The following is an 18,504-nucleotide window of genomic DNA, read 5'->3' as shown; positions in this document are numbered from 1 at the left end:
GGGGATGTCCTACCGGGGCGTGCCCGGGGGGGCGCCTACGGCCCTGTGGGTGGTGCCCGTGGCGGACCTGGGCGGGGTGGCCCGCCACGTGCTGGACGTGGCCGCCGTCGGGCTGCCCCGCACCCGCCTGGTGGTGCTCTGCCCCCCCGGGCCGCTGGCCGAGCGCCTGCGCCGGGCGGGGGCGGCGGTCCTGGTGGAGGACCTCGGCCCGGAGCACGGTCTGGCGGCCTCCGTGGCCGCCCTGCGCCACGCGGTGGCGACCCTGCGCCCGGCGGTGGTCCACACCCACCTGGCCTACGCCGACCTGGTGGCGGCCCTGGCGGTGCCGCCCACCTGGCCGGTGCGCCTGGTGTCCACCGAGCACGGTATCGCCGCCCCGGGCCACGACGCCGTCTACCACGGCACGGGAGCGCGGGGGCGGGCGGTCAGCCGTCTCATGGCGGCCGCGCACGCCGCGCGATGTCGACGCTACGACGCCCTCATCGCGGTCTCCCGGGCCACCGCCCAGGCCGTGCGGGACACCTGGCACCCCCGCCGTCCCGTGGTGGTGGTCCCCAACGGGGTGGACGCCCCGGGACCCGACGCACGCGTGCCGGGGCGCGTACCGGGCCTGCGCGTCCTGTCCCTGGCCCGCCTGGCCCCCGAGAAGCGGGTCACCGAGCTGCTGGCCGGCTTCTCCGTGCTGCACCGTGACCACCCGCGGGCCACGCTCACCGTGGCCGGCACCGGCCCCCAGGAGGCGGCCCTGCACCGGGCGGCGCGCTCCCTGGGCCTGGAGGAGGCCGTGACCTTCCCCGGCTACCTGGACGCCGCCACCGCCCTGGCCGGCCACGACGTCCTGGCCCAGCTCTCGGTGTGGGAGAACTGCTCCTACGCCCTGCTGGACGCCCTGGCCGCCGGGCTGGGGGTGGTGGCCACCCCGGTGGGCGGCAACCCCGAGATCCTGCCCGCGCGCTGCCTGGTGGAGGCCGACGACGTCCGGCGGGTCGCCGCCGCCCTGCACACCCAGGGCACGAGCCTGGACGAGCGCCCCCACCTGCCCGCGGACTGGCCGGGCCGGGCCGAGACGGCCGCCGCCGTGGTGGGCGTCTACCGGGACGCCTGGAGCGGGAGGTGGCAGGCGTGAGGGGGGCCACGAGCGCCGCCTGGGCCGACCTGACCGAGCCGGTGGTCGGCCTGCCCGCGCGCCTGAGCCGCTCGGGGCGGATCCCCGACTTCCTGCTGTTCGTCTGTATCACCAACAACGACTTCGAGTTCCCGGGGCTGGGGACCACCATCGGGGAGGTCGCGGCGATCCCGCTGGTGCTGCTGTCCCTGGCCCGCCGGGCCGAGCGCGGCTGGTCGCGCATTGGCGCACCGGCGCTGCTGGTGACGGCCCTGGGCGGGTGGTTCCTGCTGTCGGGCGTCATCAACCACCAGATCCCCCCGTTCCGTATCGGCCACATGGCCCTGTACTGCGCGGTCATCCTGTTCATGGCCTGCGGGCGCATTGACGTCGTGGCCGCGGCCTCGGGCATTGGCGTGGGCCTGGTGATCGGCACCGTCTACGGCTACGCCACCTTCGGCTCGGACTACCCCGGGCGCATGACGGGCAGCCTGGGGGACCCCAACGGGGCGGGGTACGTGCTCATCACCCTGGGCCTGGTCTACCTGGGCCTGGAGACCCGCCGGGGCAGGCGCCTGGTGGTGGGCCTGGCCACCGCCGTGGGGATCGTCGGCACCTTCTCGCGCACGACCTTCCTGGCCGCCGGGATGGCCGCCCTGTGGATCCTCATGCCCCCGCGCGTGCCCGTGGCCGTCAAGGGCTCCATCACGGCGGTCCTGTTCACCCAGGTCACCACGGTCGCGGAGTCCATGAAGAACCAGGGCGTCTTCGCCGACCGGCAGGGCTCGGACAACCTGCGGGAGCTCATCTACCCCCTGGAGCAGCAGATCGTGTCCTCCAACCCCCTCACCGGCCACGGCCCGGGCACGCTGACCATCCAGCTGGAGCAGCAGAGCTTCTTCTTCCACTCCAGCTACCTGCTGCTGCGGGCCGAGGGGGGCTGGATCCTGTTCACCCTCATGCTGGCCACCATGCTCGTCGTCGCCCTCAGGCTCGCCCGGCCGGCCTCGGGGATACGCAACAAGGTGCTGGAGGCCGCCCTGCTGGTGCCTCTCATCTGCGCCCTCAACCTGGGCAACGTGTTCCTGGACTTCCCGGTGGCCGTGGCCCTGGGGGCGGCCCTGTGGTGGGCCGGGGCGCCCCGGGACGGGCAGGCAGACGACCCACCGGGCCGCATGCGCCAGATCCCCGCACCGACCAGCCTGGTCCCCGTCTCCCAGGGAAGGAGGGCAGCCGTATGACCCACTTCACCATGGCCGCCAACAACGCCCAGACCGGCGGGGGTGAGGTCATGCTCCTGGCTATTGGCCACGCCCTACGTGACCTGGGGCATACGGTCAGCGTGGTGGCCCCGGCCGCGGAGGACGGCGTGGGCGCCGAGGCCGCCCGCCAGGGCTTCCCCACCACCGCCATCCTGGCCTCGGGGCGACGGGAGTACATGCGCGGGCTGCGGCGCTGGGACGCCAGCCGGCGCCAGGGCGTCCTGTGGTGCAACGGGCACGTCCCCGCCCTGGCCACCGCCGGGCACCGTGACCGGGTGGTCCACCTCCACCAGGCGCCCTCGGTGGCGCACGTGGTGGCCGGGCGCCTGGCCGGCTACGGGGCCCTGGTGACGCTGGTGCCCTCGCGCTCCACCCAGACCCGTTTCCCCGACGCCCAGATCCTGCCCAACTGGACCGACGACATCCGGGTGGAGCCCCACGTCCTGGACCCGGAGCACGTGGTCCTGGGCTTCCTGGGACGGCCCAGCCCGGACAAGGGCGTCGTGGTCCTGGCCCGGGCCCTGGCCGAGCTCGACGCCGCGGCCCCCGGGCGCTTCCGCCTGCTGCTGGCCGGTGAGCCCCGCTTCGTGGGCGACCACGAGCAGCAGGTCGTCGAGGCGGCCCTGGCCCCGGTGTCCCACCTGGTGGACCGGGTGGGCTGGGCCAGGCGGGAGGACTTCTTCTCCGCCGTCGACCTGGCGGTCCTGCCCTCGGTGTGGGCCGAGCCCTTCGGGCTGACGGCCGCCGAGGCCATGAGCGCGGGCGTGCCCTTCGTGGTCTCCGACGCCGGGGCCCTGCCCGAGGTCGCCGGGGAGCGCTACCCGTGGACCGCCCGGTCGGGCTCGGCCTCCCACCTGGCCCAGGTGGTCTCCGCGGCCCTGGCCGCCCCCGAGCAGACCCGCCGCGCCGTCGCGGCCGAGTCCCGCCGACGCTGGGAGCAGCACTTCTCCGCGCAGGCCGGACGGCGCCACCTGCGCTTCCTCCTGACCGACATCCTCCCTGTGGCCCTCAAGGAGCAGGCATGAGCACGCCGTCACGGGTCCCCCTGGCGATCGCCCACGACTACCTCACAGTGCGCGGCGGGGCCGAGCGCGTCGTCCTGGCCATGCACCGGGCCTTCCCACAGGCCCCGATCTACACCACCCTCTACCACCCTGAGGGGACCTTCCCGGAGTTCGTCGACGCCGACGTGCGCGTCAGCCCCCTCAACCACGTGGGCCCCCTGCGTCGCAACCACCGGGCGGCCCTGCCCCTGCTGGCGCCCGCCGCCAGCGCCATGCGCGTGGACGCCGAGGTCACCCTGGTGTCCTCCACGGGGTGGGCGCACGGCTTCCGCACCACGGGACGGACCCTGGTGTACTGCCACTCCCCGGCCCGGTTCCTCTACCTGCGCCGCCAGTACCTGGGACAGGGCTCACGCCTGAGCCCCCAGGCCCTGGTCCTGGGCGCCCTGCGTCCGGGGCTGCTGCGCTGGGACCGCCGGGCGGCCCGGAGGGCTGACCGCTACCTGGCCAACTCCACCATCGTGGCCGAGCGGATCGCCCGGGCCTACGGCATCGAGGCGCGCATCCTCTTCCCGCCCGGGGGGATGGACCCCCTGGCCGGGCAGCAGGCGGTACCCCAGGTCGAGGACTGGGCCGCGTCCGGCTACCACCTCCTGGTCTCCCGGCTCATGCCCTACAAGAACATTGACGCCGCCCTGGGGGCCTTCGCGGCCCTGGAGGACGAGCGGCTCGTGGTCATCGGGCGCGGCCCCCTCAAGGACCACCTGGTGGGCACGGCCCCGCCCAACGTCCGGTTCCTGGAGGGGCTGGAGGACTCCCAGATGCGGTGGGCCTACGCCCACGCCACGGCCCTGCTGGCGCCCTCCTTCGAGGACTTCGGGCTGACCCCCCTGGAGGCCTACTCCTTCGGCAAGCCGGTCCTGGCCCTGCGCGGGGGCGGCTACCTGGACACGGTGCGCGACGGGGACACCGGCCTGTTCTTCTCCGAGCCCACGCCGTCGGCCATTGCCGACGCCGTCCACCGCGGCCAGCGCGTGTCCTGGGACCGGGAGGCGATTACCACCCACGGGGCCGCCTTCAGCGAGTCCCGCTTCGCCCAGGCGCTCCGTGACGAGATCTCCCTGCTGCGTCCTGCCTCCCCGGAGGCCTAGATGAGCAGGAGGCGCTTCGACCGCTTGCTGCGGCTGGCCGTCTTCGTGCTGGACAGCTGCGTCATTATGCAGACCTTCCTGCTGGCCTACCACCTGCGGGCGTCCCTGGGGCGCCTGAACGACCCGGCCACCCTCAACCAGCTGCTGCTCCAGATCATGCCCCTGGCCACGGCGCTGTGGGTGGCGGCGATCGCGGCCCGGGGCGGCTACGACAGCCGGGAGTACGGCGCGGGCACGGTGCCCTACCGTCGGGTCCTCAACGCCTCGCTCATGGTGCTGGCGGGGATGGCGGCCACCCTGTTCCTGACCCGCACGCCCCTGTCGCGGGCCTTCTTCATCCTGCTGTTCGTCATAGGCGTCCCCCTGCTGCTGGCGGAGCGCCTGGTGGTACGCCGCCTGCTGCACCTGTTCTACCGCCACGGGCACGGCCTCTACCGGGTCCTGCTGGTGGGCTCCCCCGAGCAGGTGGCCGAGCTGCGGGTCCTGCTGGGACGGGTGACGTGGCTGGGGCTGCACCCGGTGGCCACGGTCATGCTGCCCCAGCCCAGCCCGGGCCAGGCCCACACCGGGCCCCTGGACCACACCGACAGGCTCTTCTCCGTGGCCCGCGACAACCGGGTGGACCTGGTCCTGTTCGCCGCCGGGGCGGTGCCCTCCTCCACGGACTTCCGCCGCTACGTGTGGCAGTTCGAGGGGCACCACACCCAGCTCGCCGTCGTGCCCTCCCTGGCCGACGTCGCGGCCGACCGGATACGCACCCGCCCGGTGGCCGGCCTGCCCATTGTCTACGTGGAGGAGCCGCACACCGGGCGGGCCCTGTCCAGCAGCAAGCGGGTGTTCGACGTCCTGGCCTCCGTCATAGGGCTGGTGGCCACCTCACCCGTGCTGCTGATCACCGCGGTGGCGGTGTACCTGACCGACCGCGGCCCGGTCCTGTTCCGCCAGACCCGGGTGGGACGCGACGGCAGGACGTTCACCATGCTGAAGTTCCGCTCCATGGTGCTCGACGCCGAGAGCCGCCTCAAGGAGCTCCAGGGCGGTAACACCACCAACACCGTCATGTTCAAGCTCAAGAAGGATCCCCGGGTCACGCGGGTAGGCGGCCTCATCCGCCGCTACTCCATTGACGAGCTCCCCCAGCTGATCAACATTATCAAGGGGGACATGAGCCTGATCGGGCCGCGCCCGCCCCTGCCCCGGGAGGTGGAGCGCTACTCCGAGGAGGAGATGCGCCGGCTGCGGGTCCGACCCGGGCTCACGGGCCTGTGGCAGGTCTCGGGGCGCTCCAACCTGTCCTGGGAGGAGACGGTGCGCCTGGACCTGTACTACATCGACAACTGGTCCCCGCTCCAGGACCTGGCCATCCTGGCCCGCACCATCCACGCCGTCGTGGCCTCCCGGGGGGCGTACTGAGCGTGGTCCCGCAGGACACGGACGGGGCGCACGGGGCAGTCGGGGCGACTGGGGCGGCTGAGGCTGTCGGGGCGGCTGGAGCGGGCGCGCCGGACCTGCCCGGACGCCCCGGCTTGCCCGGCCGGTCTGGCTTGGCCGGCCAACCTGGCTCCCACGGCCAGCTCGGCCCCGGGCAGGCCGAGCGGGACGGGACGGGCAGGGCCCACGATGCGGCAGGGACGCCCGGCCCGGCCTTTAACGGGGTACCCGCTGCGGGTCGGAGCGACGAGCAGGTCGCCGGGGGCTGGCGCGTCGGGCGGACGACGTGGGCGGGACGCGCCCGGGGGTGGGGGCTCGCCCTGCTGGCGACCTGGGTGGTGTTCGTCCTGACCCGCCCCGGGCAGCTGGCCGGCGGCCTGGTCATGGGGGCCACGCTGAGCTCCCCCGACTGGCTGGGCACGGCGGCCGCGCGGGTCATGGAGGTCCTGGTCCCGGCACCGGTGGCGGCCTGCGCGGCAGGCTGCCTGCTGGTCGGGGTGGTGGTAGCGGCCGTGCGAAGGCGGTGGTCGGTGCTGCCGGGCGTGGTCGTGCTCCTGTGCGTACCCATTGCCGTCACCGAGGTCCTGGTCCACCTCCTGCCCCGACCTGCCTACGGGGTCTACCCGTCGAGCAACTCCATGCCCTCGGGCCACGCCACGGTGGCGGCGTCGCTGGTACTGGCCTGGGCGCTGGTGCTGCCCCGCTGGAGGTGGCTGCGCGTGGCGGAGACGGCGGTCCTGGCGGGTGCGGCGGGCGCGGTGGTGGTCTCGCGCGCCCACGTCCTGCCCGACGTCGTGGCCGCCCTGTGCGTGTGCGGCCTGGTCGAGGCGCTCCTGGGCCGGGCAGTGCGGCCGGACGGGGCGGGGCTGGGCCAGCCAGGCCAGCCGGGTCAAGCGGGGGCCCTGGCATCCCAGGCCGCTGCAGGGCCCCGGACCAGGGCTGCTGCCAGCACGGGGTTCCAGGCATCTCAGGCTGCTGCCAGCACGGGGTCCCAGGCATCTCAGGCTGCTGCCAGCACGGGGTCCCAGGAGACCCGGCAGCCCCGCAACCAGGCGGCCCCGCCCCGACCCGGACTCCCTCGGCTCTCCGGCAACCAGACCCCGCCCCGACCCGTAAGGCTCCCCTGGCGTCCCGCCGCCCTGGGGAGGCTGCGGGCCTGGGCGTACGCGGTGGCCGTCCTGGCCCTGGGGGCGCCGCTGCTGTCCACCAGCCTGCTGTCCGTGCCAGCGCCCGGCCCCCTGGTGAGCCTGGGGTGCGCGGGGGCGGGTCTGGTGGTGGTCAGTGCCCTGCTGGTCCTGGATCTGCCTGGCCTGGGGGTGCCCGCCCCGAGGCCGCCCAACCCGCGCGACGCCTCCTGAGCGTCCTGAGCGGGCTCCTCAGAAGACCCAGCAGGAAAGTGGTTCCTGCACGTCGGAGCCCATATGGATAGCCTGTGCCTGCACCCGAGATACGAACAGTTCGTTTACGGCGAACGAGCTACATTCAGAGCTTTCGTCTCAGCGGGCCTGGCAGGTGTTGGTATCGGTGGCGTGACTGCAGGGCTTATGCGCCTTCGTCAACGATAAACAGGCTGTTCAGGGAAAGTAGAGCTAAATTGGACGGAGCAGGACCCGCCTACTACGCAGAAGAAGGAGAGCGGCCTGACCTACTGAATCAAGTAATGGACGGAACAAGAATCTGGAAACCGTAACCACAAGTTAAGGAGTACGGCCGATGATGCCGATCGACAACCCCATGGCCTTGGCGGTGGTAGAATGGATTTCTTCTCCGGCTGGGGGACGGCCTAACGGCCCTCCCTCGTGGCCCTACGCCACGATCTGCGAATTCCTTGAGGAGAACATGACCCGCCATCCCGGCCACAAGGAGTTTCCTGAGTTCACGGTGTCCATATTGATCGAGCCGATCGAGCTCATCTCAATCACCGTCTGGAAGGTCAAGGTGGACTACATCGCACGGGAGGCCGTCCTGCCCTGTCTGTGGAAGGGACGGCAGCTGGTCCTCCGAGAAGGTTACCATATCGTCGCTGTCGCGATGATCACCGACGTCCTCGTCACCAAGGTCAGGGATCCCAGACGAGAATAGTGCAGACACAAGGGGCGCCAGATGGTTCTCCGGGAAGACGACCAGGTCGTCGCGGTAGCGATAGTAACAGGCGTTCTCATTGATTACGACAAGGAAATCAAGTGGTGGTAAGACCACGATAACGGTACCGGCTCAGCAGCTAGGCGTTCGCCCGCAGCCAGGCCCGTACCGGCTTGATCGGGCGCATTGGGCGCTTCGCCCCGGACACCTGGGCCTTGGCCCGGTCAAAGGTGATCCCGTTCTGCTCCTCGACCGTCCTCAGGATCCGGGGCAGGTCACGGATATCAGCCGGGGCCGGGTCAATGGCACCGGTCAGGGTGCGGTTGACACCCTCATCGCTGAGGGGGAGCTGGTACGAAAGCGGCCCGGCAACCGGGACCCGCGGCCCGTAGAGCCGGACCTCGTCACCTCCTGACCAGAACTCCTTCGCCATCCGCGCCTCGTGGAACTCAGAGACCAGGTCCGGCGACCAGCGCACCCTGACGTCGACGTCCACGGTCGGGGCCTCACGCGAGGTGACGACGACCTGAAGGTACCAGCGACAGTCGGTAGGCGCCGCCAGCCCGATCTCGGCGGCCCACTGAGCGGCCGGGGTAGGGGGCAGGCCCTGGTAGACCGCGTCAAGAGTCTCAAAGGCGTCGTCTCCGGCAGGAATATCCCGGAACATGCCGAATAGCTCCCAGAAGGCCGAGCGATGCTCGAGCAGCACTGGTTCATTGCGTAGCCGCTTCGCCACCTGGAGCAGGGTCGCAGCGGCCTCCTCGTCGCCGTCACCGGCCGCGTACACCAGCATTACCAGGGCGTTCGCCAGGGGGTTTCCCAGGTACCACCCCCGCCAGGATATCTCCTCATTCCGCGCCGCCTGCACCGCGTCACGGACCAGGTCCGTGTTCGCCGCCGTGACCAGTGGCAGCAGCCGGTCCGCCTTGGCGCGGCTGTCGGGCCAGCTCGTCGACGCCAGCCGTTTGGCCAGCTTGTTGTCACTGCCGAGTACGTCCTCAAACGATGCCACGGCCCCTCCTGGTTCTGGTTGAGCAAAGACTATCCGTCTTATCTTCCCACACAGAATATGGGGAACGGCGTCGGCAGGACGACAGCGACATCCTAGGCGCGTGAGACGCGGGAGGCCTCCTCCACCTGCTCAGGGGTGGGACGGATACCGGTGTAGAGGGCGAACTGCTCGGCGGCCTGGAGGGCAATGACCTCCGAACCGCGCACCACCGGCTTCCCGGCCGCCTGGGCAGCCCTGATCAGGGGCGTGCACGCCGGGAAGGCCACGACGTCGAACACCGTCCCGGCAGCCTCCACCAGCTCCTCCCCCACAGGCAGGTCGTGCTCAGCCGGACCCCCGGCCATGCCCACCGGGGTGGCGTTGAGCACAAGCCCCACCTCGTCGTCAGACAGATCCGCAGGTGAGGCCGTCCAGGACCATCCGTACCGCTCAGCCAGGGCCGGGCCGGTGACCGGGTTGCGGGCCACCACCGTCCCCGGGCCGAACCCGGCGTCGGTCAGGGCCGCCACGCAGGCCTTGGCCATACCGCCCGCACCGAGCACCGCGCAGGAGGTGCGTGCCACCTGGTGGGTGTCCAGCAGGGTGCGGATGGCAATAAAGTCGGTGTTGTAGGCCACGAGGCGCCCGTCGTCATTGACGATCGTATTCACCGAGCTAATGGCGCTGGCCGACGGCGTCATCTCGTCCACGAGCGCAATAACGTCCTCCTTCCAGGGCATGGACACGCCGCAGCCACGAATACCCAGGGCACGCACGCCCCCGATGGCCGCGACAATGTCAGTCGTGGTGAACGCCTTGTAGACGAAGTCGAGCCCCAGGACCTCATAGAGGTGGTTGTGGAAACGGGTACCGATATTGGTGGGGCGGGCCGAGAGGGAGATACACAGGCGAGTGTCCTTGGAGATATCACGCATGACACTATTCTCTCACAGGCACGCTGCCCGGGTGGGCCAGAGATCCCGGGCGGGCCAGCGCTACAGGTTCCGGGCAGGCGGCGCCCACGGCCTCGGACGACGGCGGGTCGGCAGGGACGGACGAGGCCTTGGGCAGGGCCCGGGACCGGCCCGAAGGACCCCAGGACACCGGCCGTCGCCGTACCGGAACGACCGGGGGCAGCCGGGACCGGAGTCGCAACACCCCGACCAGGTAGGGGCGTGCGGGGGACGTCCGCCACGAACTCAACAGCGCACATTAGCCAGCGTGCGGGGCCCTGCCGGGACCGGAGAGCGCCCGGCTAGCCGGGCAGGCGTCGGCCGGGTGCCCGCGGGCTTGAAGCCAGCCGAGTTCATGACTTCGTCACCACCGCCGTGGTGCGGGACACCCCGTCTGACCGCCACTTTCCCGCATGGTCTCGTCCAAAGCCGGCACCGGAAAGGTATCTAGGGAAACATTTTGTGCACAGGGTAACCGATTGCACAGAAAGCGACCTGGATTGGTTACCTTCTGCGCAAAACGTCACCCTGTGCACAAAATGTTCCGCCCTGCACAAAACGTTCCCGTACACCCCCTCGCCCGCACGGCCAGGAGTCCTGGGCCCCGGGCAGGGAGAGGGCCACACAACGCTCCCACGGTAGCCGCCGCCCTGTCAGCCTGGACCCCGGGCAGGGAGAGAGTCACTCCGCCACAAACACCAGCAACGCGGTCGCGGCGACTGGGCCCCGGGCAGGGAGAGGGTCACTCTGCCTGGCTCTCGTCCACGCGACCAGCCCCCCAGCAGCACCGCGCGGCGCCAGCCCCAGCAGCACCGCAAGACACCAGTCAGGAAGGCCCCGGGCAAACCATGGATAGCGACCCCGCCATTCGCTAGGATGTGAGGTGCACCCTAGAACCATGAGCCACATCAACCAATCCTGACCTGCGCAGACACCGTGTTCCACAGGTCCTTGGACAACCCACCCACCAGAAAGGTCCCCTTATGAATACCCGTCGTCTCATTGCCACTGCCGGCTCGGCACTACTGCTTGCCACCTCCCTTCTCGCCTGCTCCTCGGACACGACCACGAGCACGCCCTCAGGCGCGACCACGGCCTCCGAGACCACAGCCTCCGAGACCACGACCTCCGAGACCACGGGCCCCGGCGCCACCACGACGAGCGCGCCCCCGACCACCCCCGCAGCTCCCCCTACCGCGGCCTACGACGCCCCGGCGGACAACCAGGTCGCCCAGCTCCTCACAGTCACCCACATCCCCGCAGGCTGCTCCTACGCATCGAACACAAAGACCGACCGCCTGTCATTTGCGACCGTTACCGACCGTGAGGCCTTCGATTCCGTCGAGTCCGTCACCGGGTACACCATCCTCCTGGAGAGCACGATCACCACCGCCGCGGAAGCCATCGCGCAGGAGGCGGCCAGGTACGAGCTGAGCACCGACGTCTTCACCACCACGGGAGAGGCGACCATTGACGGTGAGACCGCGCAGACCTACGCGGGCGCATCTGCCCTACCTGACGGCAGCGGGTACATTGCCGAGCGGGGCGCCGTCGTCACCCACAACGGGCAGACCTTCCTCGTGGCCGCCCTGGCCATGGGCAAGACCGCCCAGCCGACCCTGAGCGAGGACGAGTTCAAGGACTTCCTCAAGGGCATTGTCTGGGCCGCCTGAGGCCGGCCCCAGGCAACCCCGGCTCCGGCCAGCCCCAAGCCGCCCGCCCCGGCCTCAGGGGCTCCCACCAGCTCACCGACCCTACCAGCTGGCCCCACCAGCCCCAGGGGCTCCTACCAGCTCACCGGCACCGGCGCGCCCTCGCGGTAGCCCGAGGCCGACTGCACCCCCACCACCGCCCGCTGGCGGAAGACCGGGATGGAGTCGGCCCCCGCGTAGGTGAAGGAGGAGCGCACCCCCGCGACAATCTGGTCAATGAGGTCCTCCACGCCCGGACGCCGCGGGTCCAGGTACATGCGTCCCCCGCTGATCCCCTCCTCGAACAGGGCCTTGCGGGCGCGGTCAAAGGCCTGCTCACCCTCCGTGCGCCCCATGACCGCCCGGGTGGAGGCCATTCCGAAGGACTCCTTGTAGGGGCGGCCGTCGGCGTCGGTCTGCAGGTCCCCGGGGGACTCGTGGGTGCCAGCGAACCAGGAGCCGATCATGACGTTGGAGGCCCCCGCGGCCAGGGCCAGGGCGACGTCGCGCGGGTGGCGCACCCCGCCGTCGGCCCACACGTGCGCCCCCAGCCTGGCCGCCTCGGTGGCGCACTCCAGGACGGCTGAGAACTGGGGCCGCCCCACGCCGGTGGCCATGCGGGTGGTGCACATGGCGCCCGGCCCCACCCCCACCTTCACGATCGAGGCGCCCGCCTCGACCAGGTCGCGCACCCCCGCGGCCGTGACCACGTTCCCGGCGACCACCGGCACGTCCGGCCCCAGGGCGGCGCGCACGGCCGAGACCGCGCGCATCATGCGGTCCTGGTGACCGTGGGCGGTGTCCACCACAATGACGTCCACGCCCGCGGCCACGAGGTCGGCAGCCCGCGCGGCGGGCTCACCGTTCATGCCGACGGCGGCCCCCACGCGCAGGCGGCCCGAGGCGTCCAGAGCGGGGTGGTAGATCGTGGCGCGCACCGCCCCGGCACGGGTCAGCAGGCCCACGAGCCGGCCCTCGGCGTCCACGACAGGGGCCAGGCGACGACGGGCGGCCCTGAGCCGGTTGAAGGCCTCACGGGCGTCAACGCCCTCGGGGAGGGTCAGGAGCTCGGTGGACATGACTGAGCGGACCTGGGTGAAGCGATCGACGCCGGAGACGTCACCCAGGTCCACCACGCCCACCGGCCGCCCGGAGTCGGGGTCCACCACGATGGCGGCGCCGTGGGACCGCTTGGGGATCAGCCCCATGGCGTAGCCGCAGGTGTGGTGGGGCTTGACGGTCACAGGGGTGTCGTAGACCAGGTGGGAGGCCTTGACCTGGGCCACGGTGTCAATGACGACGTCGACCGGGATGTCCTGGGGGATGACGGCCAGGCCGCCGCGGCGCGCCACGGTCTCGGCCATGCGCTTGCCGGCCACGGCGGTCATATTGGCCACGACCACGGGGATGGTGGTGCCGGTGGCGTCGTCCGTAGTCAGGTCCACGTCCATGCGTGAGCCCACGCAGGAGCGGGAGGGCACCATGAACACGTCGTCGTAGGTGAGGTCAAAGGTGGGCTCGTTGAGAAACTGCACCATGGCAGGGTACCCGCGGCAGCGCCCGCCAGGGGGCACACTCACCGACCACCTGGGCCCTGCTGCCCCGTGCGGCCCCGTGGCACGCCCGCCAGGGGGCACGGGCGGGTGCTACGACGACCCCGCCCCAGGGTCACACAAGGTGTCCTGCATCACAATTCAGTGTGTCCGCGCACCGCTGCCAGCTGCTTTCGCATTTCCCAGCAAGTTCACAGATGATTACGGGGTCTCCTTTCAGGAGAGGGGAGTTACATATGAATCACCACCGGACGGAACTGGTCGTGAGGGTTGGGGAACCCGCTGACCGGCCAGGACCGAGACGTGCGAGGGTCCCAGGGAGCCCAAGCAGTCGCTCTGGCGAAGGAGGACCCCTCCCCTGACATGGGAACCAGGGTCGAGGACCTCATGGACGCAGAGCCCGTGGCTCGGTGCAGACCGAGCCACGGGCTCCGTCATACCCGCCTCACGCTCACGCCTGCCCCATGCCGGCCCGCACCAACTCACGCCGGCTCACCGGCGCCCCAAACCAGCTCACACCGACTTACACCCGCCTCACACCGGCGCCCAGGCGCTGGCCGCCGCGGCGTTCCGGACGCCGACCGTCCGGGACGCCGCGGCCCCAGCCCGTCCACCACTCGCAGGCGTCCCGTCACAGGACACCCATTACGAGACGCCTGTTACGGGACACCCGTCACGGGACGTCGCAGACGCCGAAGGCGAAGGAGCGCAGCGGCCCCACGGAGCCGTTGGCAATGTCCTCAATGTCCGGGCGGTCCTTGTTCCCGGTGACGCCGTTGAGCGCGTACTCGGTCCCGTCCGGGGCGGTAAAGAACAGGGTGGGGTCACCGTCGGCGTCCTTGGTGCAGCCAATAGTGCCGTGGTCCACGTTCAGGGTCCAGGTGTGGCCGAAGTCGGCGGCCGTGACCGAGGCGGGGTTGGAGGTCGGGGTGACGCTGAAGGTGGGTCCGCTGGCGGGGTACTGCTGGGAGCGCATGTGCATGCACCCCAGTACGCCGCTGACAATGACGATCCCCCCGACGCCGAGGGCGATCCGGGTTCGTGCTGGTCTGCTGATCATGATCTCTCCTTGTTGACTGTCAGGGCCATGTAGCCGTCCTCGAGGCTGGGCTCGACCGGCTGCGCGCCGTCGGGCGGGACGTCGGAGACGAGCCGGTAGCGGGTGCCCTCGGGGGTGGATGTCGCGTTGACCACCACCAGGTCGCCCGACGGCATGGTGCCCAGCGGGCCGGTCAGCCAGGTCCGTCCCCGGGCGACGTCAATGAGGCCGCTGGTCGGCCCGTCGTACCGGGTGCGCCCGTGCCCCAGCACGAAGACGTAGGGGCAGGTCTGGGCCACGTCGTCGAGGATGTGCGTGGACAGGACCACGGTGCGGTCCGCGCCCAGCCCCGCCAGAAGGGAGCGGAATCGCATGCGCTCCTCCGGGTCGAGGCCGGCCGTGGGCTCATCGACGACCACCAGCCGGGGATCGCCCATGAGGGCCTGGGCTATCCCCACCCGACGGCGCATCCCGCCCGAGAACCCGCCAATGCGCCGGTCCCTGACCTCGGCCAGGCCCACCCGGGCCACCAGCTCGCCGGCCTGCCGACGGCGCTCGGCCCGGCTGTCCAGCCCCTTGAGGACGCCCACGTAGTCGAGGAACTCCAGGGGCGTGAGGCTGGGGTAGGGCTCAATATGCTGCGGGAGGTAGCCGAGCACCCGCTTGACCGCCCGGCGACCCGCGGGGTCGGCCAGGTCCTGGCCGTCAATGTGCACTGAGCCGCGGGTGGGCTGGATAATGCCGCACAGAATGCGCATGAGCGTGGTCTTGCCGGCGCCGTTGGATCCGAGCAGCCCGATCATCCCGGTGGGCAGGTCAATGGTGACGTCGTCCAGGGCTGCCGGCCTCCCCCGGAAGTCCTTGGTGACGTGGCTGATGGAGATGTACACGAAAGGCTTCCTCTCAGTTGCTCGTGTGGTCTGGTGGGCGGGTCCGGAGCCCCAGCCGGGCCTGGGCCCTCACCCGGGTCGCTCTCAGACAAGATGGTGGTAGTGGACCGGGCCGGGCCCCTGGCTCCGGGGCCCTCCGGCCGCGTCTGGTGGAGGAGGTCAGGGCCGTCCGGGCCCTGGCCCTCGGACCCCTGGCCCCGGGTCCCTCAGCGGCGTGAGCGCCCGGCCAGCCGCGAGCCGACCACCAGGCAGGTAAGGACCAGGGCGAGCTGCCACAGCAGGGACACGGCGGCCACGACCGGCCCCGGGGCGGTGGCCAGCGGCCCGTTAACCCAGAAGAAGCGGGGTGAGACCAGGGAGGCGAAGCCCTCTCCGACGACCCCCAGGACGGTGCCCGTGACGCCGGGAACCGGTATGGTCGGGGTCGTCATGGTCAGGTAGAGCCAGGTCAGGACGGCGACCACCCGGGCGAGCGCCTGCGGCAGCACGGAGCCAGCCAGGGCGGAGACCGCCAGGGCGCACAGCACCGTCGGCACCTCCATGGCCACCGCCACCAGGAGGGCGGCCGGCAGGCCCGTCCAGCTGCCGCCGACCGTCTGCACCAGCCCCACGCCCACCAGGACCACCAGGGGCGGGACCATGACCACGGCAAAGGTCCCCAGCACCCGCGCCGCCCCCAGCGTCGTGGTCCCCACCGGGGTGGAGAGCTCCAGCTCGTCCACCCCCAGGCGGGCGGGTGCCACCAGGAGCCCGGTGAAGGCCGCCGCGTAGGCAATACCGATGAGGGTTCCCATGACTCGCGCCACAAAGACCAGGTCATCTATGCCCCCGGTGCCCGGCGCGGCGGGCGCGTCCACGCTCAGCAGGACGGCGAGCAGGGTCAGGGGCACGGTGGCGTACCACAGCGACCTCTGCCGACGGGCGGTCCGGGCGTGGACGCGCACGAGCTCCCCGAACCGCACGGCCCCTGAGTACCTCACGCTCATGACGCCCCCGCCTCGGCGGCCCCGATGCTGTGCCCGGCGTCGCCGAGCCGTCGCCAGGCGACCACCGCGAGCGCCACTGCGCCCACCAGCGGCAGCCCGCGTCGCATGGGCAGCGGCTGGACGTAGGAGTCCCACACCAGGACCAGGAGCCACGCGCTTATGACTGTAATCACAGTGGACGACGCCGTGCCGCCAGCCGCCGCGGCGAGGGCCACGGAAGCCAGGACGAGCACCGCACCGACCGGGACGACCAGGGTGACCCACCCCTCGTCATGGGGCCAGATCCCGGCCAGGTGCAGGGGCGCGAACATGACCAGGGCGCCAACCGCTCCGGAGGTGGTGACCAGGGCGGCACGGACCACCTGGACCAGGCGGAACGTCGTCGGCGTCGACTCGTGCAGCTCCACCAGCGGGTCGCCAGTGAGCGCGGCCGCCAGCGCGGCGCCCGAGCACAGCACGAGGACCTGCTCCAGGCCCATGACCAGGAGCACGGCCTGGCTGGGTGACCAGGCGGCCGCCGCCCACCTGCCTGAGGCCGCCCCGACGGCGCCCGCTGTGAGCGGGACGACCAGGGCTACGCCGGTCTGGCGCAGCTGCGCCATTATGAGCGGGAGCGTCACGGTGCCTCCTGATGGGTTGGTGTCACCCTGTAGGTAGCCGGTGGGCCCTCTCCGGTTCACACAGCTACTGTGGCGAAGGCCACTTCCAGCGTGCTCGGTAGCCGCGTCCACGGACCTGGGCGCGCCCGGAGTGCTCCTGGGGACGCCCGACGCAGGTCGTGCCTACGGCTGCTGGCAGGCACGCAGCACGGGTGCGCGGTTCGGTACGCGGCGCGGCGCGGCTCAGTGCGGTGCTGCACGGCGCGGCGTGTCACCGGGGTGCGGCCCAGTGCGGCGCGGCCCAGTGAGCGGCTCCCGGTGCGCGGTTTAGTGCGCGGGCTCACCGGGGCGCACGGGCGGTGAGCGCGTGGCGCGCTGAGAGGGAGACAGCCAGGACCAGGCCCAGGCCCAGGACCGGTGCCCCCGACAGGGTGAGGGCCTGGTGCAGGACCTCGGCGAGGGCCCCCAGCCGTACCACTGAGACCGCCGGCCCGGCGATGGGGGCCAGGACCAGCCCCACCACCACCCCCACCCAGGGAGCCGTCCAGATGGCCAGGAAGGCCACCACCCCGGCCACGCACGTCATGGGGACCAGCCAACCTGTGAGCAGCGCGCCCACCGGTCCGACCGGTGCCCACACGGACACCACCGCGCTGGCCACCACCCCGGTGGCCGCGTCGAGGGCGAGCACCGCCGCCACCCGGGCGAGCACCACGGCCTGCGGCCCCAGGGGGGTGGCCAGGCACACGGCGTCCTCACGCACCCGTGACAGCGCCGTCGTCACCGTCAGGGTGACCCCGTGGAGCATGAGGGTGGAGAACCCCGCCACCGCGACGTCGGCCCCCACGCCCACGGCGCACAGGCGCGCCAGGAGCGCTGCCGCCGACGCCGTCAGGAGCGCCAGCGGCACCACCAGCCAGGGGACGACCCTGAGCTGGGCCCGTGCCAGGGCCCAGGCCAGAGCGAGGCTGCGTCGAGCCGTCCAGCGGCGGGCGTCCAGGGTGGGTGCGGCGGTCAGCCGACGGCGCACCGTCTCAAGGTCCGGCCCCTGGCCGCCGAGCTCGTTCTCCCACCGGAGCAGGGCCTCCCGCAGGGCCTCGTTCCCGGGGCGCCCCACGCCCCGGTCCATACCGTTGTCAGGCACTGTCCCTCCTCAGTACGTCCTTGAGCAGCCGTCGTGCCCGCGACACCCGGCTCTTGACGGTCCCCACCGGGACCCCCAGGGCCTGGGCGATCTCGCTGTAGGGCAGCTCGTGCAGCCAGGCCAGGCTGACCACCTCGACCAGGTCCGGGGGCAGGGACCTGAGCGCCTCCAGGAGCTCCTCGACACCGGCCGTCTCCAGGACCTGGTCGTCCGGGCCGACGGTATCGTCCACGAGGCCCTCGACCTGGGTGTCCAGCGGCACGGCGGGCAGCACCCGGCGACGGCCCCGTGACCAGGCCTGACGCTTGGCGATCCCCAGCAGCCAGGTCAGGACCCGGCTGTCCCCCCGGAAGGCACGGGCCGACCTCCAGCAGCCGAGCCACACGTCGGCACTGACTTCCTCGGCCGTCCCCCGGTCCGTGACCCGGGTGGTCACGAAGGCGAACACGGTCGCCGCGTAGCGCCGGTGCAGCTCGGCCAGGGCGCGCTCGTCGCCCTGACCGACGGCCGCCAGGAGCGCGGCGTCAGGCATGGTCTCCACCTCGGGGCTCACCGAGACGCGGCTCCTTCCCTGTTTCCGGGCAACGGTGGTGGCCGTTCCTGGGCGACGGCGGTGGCCGCCG

The 18,504-nt window shown here is 71.7% G+C and carries 17 protein-coding genes; 8 read left to right on the top strand and 9 right to left on the bottom strand.

What is annotated here, in order from left to right; all coding sequences use genetic code 11:
* Positions 1-4 precede the first annotated feature (4 nt).
* From C3V41_RS10115 to C3V41_RS10085, 7 genes are all read left to right on the top strand, one after another.
* On the top strand, positions 5-1,126 hold the full coding sequence (locus tag C3V41_RS10115; protein ID WP_106110144.1) for a glycosyltransferase family 4 protein: 1,122 nt from the start codon (positions 5-7) through the stop codon (positions 1,124-1,126).
* Positions 1,123-2,346 (top strand): O-antigen ligase family protein, encoded by a 1,224-nt coding sequence (locus tag C3V41_RS10110; RefSeq protein ID WP_129591559.1) that lies wholly within the window; start codon positions 1,123-1,125, stop codon positions 2,344-2,346. The genes C3V41_RS10115 and C3V41_RS10110 overlap by 4 nt, the downstream gene beginning before the upstream one ends.
* Complete coding sequence (locus C3V41_RS10105; RefSeq protein ID WP_106110142.1) at positions 2,343-3,392, top strand: glycosyltransferase family 4 protein; 1,050 nt, start codon at positions 2,343-2,345, stop codon at positions 3,390-3,392. The genes C3V41_RS10110 and C3V41_RS10105 overlap by 4 nt, the downstream gene beginning before the upstream one ends.
* Positions 3,389-4,522: a glycosyltransferase gene (locus tag C3V41_RS10100; RefSeq protein ID WP_106110141.1), complete on the top strand. Its 1,134-nt coding sequence runs from the start codon at positions 3,389-3,391 to the stop codon at positions 4,520-4,522. The genes C3V41_RS10105 and C3V41_RS10100 overlap by 4 nt, the downstream gene beginning before the upstream one ends.
* The gene (locus C3V41_RS10095) at positions 4,523-5,935 is read left to right on the top strand and encodes a sugar transferase (protein ID WP_106110140.1); all 1,413 of its coding nucleotides are present in this window, start codon (positions 4,523-4,525) and stop codon (positions 5,933-5,935) included.
* A gap of 131 nt (positions 5,936-6,066) precedes the next feature.
* Positions 6,067-7,311 (top strand): phosphatase PAP2 family protein, encoded by a 1,245-nt coding sequence (locus C3V41_RS10090; protein WP_129591558.1) that lies wholly within the window; start codon positions 6,067-6,069, stop codon positions 7,309-7,311.
* A 355-nt stretch (positions 7,312-7,666) separates the two neighbouring features.
* Entirely contained in the window at positions 7,667-8,035 is a 369-nt protein-coding gene (locus C3V41_RS10085; RefSeq protein ID WP_106110138.1) for a hypothetical protein, read from the top strand.
* A gap of 139 nt (positions 8,036-8,174) precedes the next feature.
* Here C3V41_RS10085 and C3V41_RS10080 read toward each other — a convergent pair whose 3' ends face one another.
* Together C3V41_RS10080 and C3V41_RS10075 are read right to left on the bottom strand one after the other, a co-directional pair.
* On the bottom strand, positions 8,175-9,047 hold the full coding sequence (locus C3V41_RS10080) for a hypothetical protein (protein ID WP_106110137.1): 873 nt from the start codon (positions 9,045-9,047) through the stop codon (positions 8,175-8,177).
* Between the two features lie 92 nt (positions 9,048-9,139).
* Entirely contained in the window at positions 9,140-9,961 is an 822-nt protein-coding gene (locus tag C3V41_RS10075) for a shikimate 5-dehydrogenase (protein ID WP_106110136.1), read from the bottom strand.
* A 1,001-nt stretch (positions 9,962-10,962) separates the two neighbouring features.
* Here C3V41_RS10075 and C3V41_RS12905 point away from each other — a divergent pair.
* A complete protein-coding gene (locus C3V41_RS12905; RefSeq protein WP_129591557.1) occupies positions 10,963-11,652 on the top strand; it encodes a hypothetical protein in 690 nt (229 codons plus the stop codon).
* A gap of 113 nt (positions 11,653-11,765) precedes the next feature.
* Here C3V41_RS12905 and C3V41_RS10070 read toward each other — a convergent pair whose 3' ends face one another.
* The 7 genes from C3V41_RS10070 to C3V41_RS10040 form a co-directional block, all read right to left on the bottom strand.
* Positions 11,766-13,208, bottom strand: coding sequence for a GuaB1 family IMP dehydrogenase-related protein (locus C3V41_RS10070; protein WP_254423570.1), 1,443 nt, complete (start codon positions 13,206-13,208; stop codon positions 11,766-11,768).
* Positions 13,209-13,896: 688 nt separating this feature from the next.
* Positions 13,897-14,283 carry a superoxide dismutase gene (locus tag C3V41_RS10065; protein ID WP_106110135.1) on the bottom strand — a complete coding sequence of 129 codons (387 nt, stop codon included), beginning with the start codon at positions 14,281-14,283 and terminating at the stop codon, positions 13,897-13,899.
* Positions 14,280-15,152, bottom strand: a complete 873-nt coding sequence (locus C3V41_RS10060; protein ID WP_106110134.1) for an ATP-binding cassette domain-containing protein — start codon at positions 15,150-15,152, stop codon at positions 14,280-14,282. Before C3V41_RS10060 ends, C3V41_RS10065 begins: the two co-directional genes overlap by 4 nt.
* A 206-nt stretch (positions 15,153-15,358) precedes the next feature.
* Positions 15,359-16,138 (bottom strand): murein hydrolase transporter LrgB, encoded by a 780-nt coding sequence (locus C3V41_RS10055; RefSeq protein ID WP_129591556.1) that lies wholly within the window; start codon positions 16,136-16,138, stop codon positions 15,359-15,361.
* Complete coding sequence (locus C3V41_RS10050) at positions 16,135-16,758, bottom strand: hypothetical protein (protein ID WP_129591555.1); 624 nt, start codon at positions 16,756-16,758, stop codon at positions 16,135-16,137. Before C3V41_RS10050 ends, C3V41_RS10055 begins: the two co-directional genes overlap by 4 nt.
* A 319-nt stretch (positions 16,759-17,077) precedes the next feature.
* On the bottom strand, positions 17,078-17,881 hold the full coding sequence (locus C3V41_RS10045) for a hypothetical protein (protein ID WP_106110131.1): 804 nt from the start codon (positions 17,879-17,881) through the stop codon (positions 17,078-17,080).
* Positions 17,874-18,434: an RNA polymerase sigma factor gene (locus tag C3V41_RS10040; protein ID WP_217350934.1), complete on the bottom strand. Its 561-nt coding sequence runs from the start codon at positions 18,432-18,434 to the stop codon at positions 17,874-17,876. Before C3V41_RS10040 ends, C3V41_RS10045 begins: the two co-directional genes overlap by 8 nt.
* Positions 18,435-18,504 lie beyond the last annotated feature (70 nt).

Origin of the sequence: Actinomyces sp. oral taxon 897 (assembly GCF_002999235.1) — a bacterium.
Taxonomy (GTDB): domain Bacteria; phylum Actinomycetota; class Actinomycetes; order Actinomycetales; family Actinomycetaceae; genus Actinomyces.
Note: the sequence above shows the minus strand (reverse complement) of the source record. Positions and strands in the feature narration are given on the sequence as shown.

Bases quoted from the DNA above. Each gene is read 5' to 3' on its own strand.
- C3V41_RS10100 (WP_106110141.1), top strand. From the start codon at position 3,389: ATGAGCACGCCGTCACGGGTCCCCCTGGCGATCGCCCACGACTACCTC.
- C3V41_RS10075 (WP_106110136.1), bottom strand. From the start codon at position 9,961: ATGCGTGATATCTCCAAGGACACTCGCCTGTGTATCTCCCTCTCGGCC.
- C3V41_RS12905 (WP_129591557.1), top strand. From the start codon at position 10,963: ATGAATACCCGTCGTCTCATTGCCACTGCCGGCTCGGCACTACTGCTT.
- C3V41_RS10065 (WP_106110135.1), bottom strand. From the start codon at position 14,283: ATGATCAGCAGACCAGCACGAACCCGGATCGCCCTCGGCGTCGGGGGG.
- C3V41_RS10070 (WP_254423570.1), bottom strand. From the start codon at position 13,208: ATGGTGCAGTTTCTCAACGAGCCCACCTTTGACCTCACCTACGACGAC.
- C3V41_RS10115 (WP_106110144.1), top strand. From the start codon at position 5: ATGTCCTACCGGGGCGTGCCCGGGGGGGCGCCTACGGCCCTGTGGGTG.
- C3V41_RS10095 (WP_106110140.1), top strand. From the start codon at position 4,523: ATGAGCAGGAGGCGCTTCGACCGCTTGCTGCGGCTGGCCGTCTTCGTG.
- C3V41_RS10055 (WP_129591556.1), bottom strand. From the start codon at position 16,138: ATGAGCGTGAGGTACTCAGGGGCCGTGCGGTTCGGGGAGCTCGTGCGC.
- C3V41_RS10085 (WP_106110138.1), top strand. From the start codon at position 7,667: ATGATGCCGATCGACAACCCCATGGCCTTGGCGGTGGTAGAATGGATT.
- C3V41_RS10105 (WP_106110142.1), top strand. From the start codon at position 2,343: ATGACCCACTTCACCATGGCCGCCAACAACGCCCAGACCGGCGGGGGT.